At 74.6% G+C, this 1011-nt stretch carries 1 pseudogene; it reads left to right on the top strand.

The annotated features are described in order from the left end of the window. Positions 1-14 precede the first annotated feature (14 nt). Positions 15-1011: pseudogene (locus I59_RS17375) on the top strand (TPM domain-containing protein); the annotation flags it as partial.

Genomic DNA, 1011 nt, shown 5'->3' with positions numbered 1-1011 from the left:
AGCAGGAGTCGCTCGTGGGCCTCGAGCGCTCGGCCGATGGCGCGCTCGTCACGATCGACGACGAGCTGAAGACCGCCGAGCAAGAGGTCGGGTTCGCCACCGCCCAGTTCGGCGCCGACGCCGCGAAGCCCTTCGCCGAGGCCGTCGAGACCGCCAAGCGCGACGTCCGCCAGGCGTTCACCTACCAGCAGCAGCTCGACGACGAGATCCCGGACACCCCGCAGCAGCGCGCCGAGTGGGCGAACCAGATCATCGCGATCTGCGAACAGGCCCACGCCGCGATCGAGCAGCAGACCGAGGCGTTCGACCGGCTCCGCGCGCTCGAGGACGGCGTCGCCGACGCTGCGACGGCCCTCCGTGCGGACGTCGCCCGTGCACCGGAGTCCGTCACCGCCGCGGCCGTCGCACTCGACCGGGTCCGGTCCGCGTACTCCGGACGGACCCTCGCGACGGTGTCCGACTCCGTCGAGCAGGCGCAGCAGGTGCTCGCCTTCGCCACCGAACGGTCTGCGGCAGCGGACGCAGCCCTGGCCGCCGGCGACAAGGGCGAGGCCGTCGTCGCGGTCCGTGACGCACAGCACGCCCTCGCACAGGTCCAGCAGCTGACGACCTCGGCCACGAACGCCGAAGCGACCTTCGCCGAGGCCACCGCCCGTGCCGAGGCGATGCGCGCGGACATCGCCGGCGACGTCGCGGCCGCGCGCACGCTGACGTCCGGCGGCCCCGAGCTCGCCGCCGCCGTCACCCGCGCCGAGACGGTCCTCCGGCAGGGCCTCGACCCGAAGGACCCGATCTCCGCGGTCGACGCGCTGACCCGGGCGAACACCGACATCGACGCAGCCCTCGCGACGGCCCGGGGTGTCGAGGAGCAGAACCAGCGCGCCGCCCGGGCCCTGGACGACGCCCTGCGTGACGCCCGCTCGCGGATCAGCCAGGCACGCGACTACATCGCACTCCGGCGCGGCGCCGTCGGCCCGACCGCCCGCACCCGCCTGTCCGAAGCCGAACGCG

Origin of the sequence: Curtobacterium sp. B8 (genome assembly GCF_000333315.1) — a bacterium.
In the GTDB taxonomy this organism is placed as follows: domain Bacteria; phylum Actinomycetota; class Actinomycetes; order Actinomycetales; family Microbacteriaceae; genus Curtobacterium; species Curtobacterium luteum.
The sequence above is the reverse complement of the archived record's forward strand: the minus strand, read 5'-3'. Positions and strand labels throughout refer to the sequence as shown.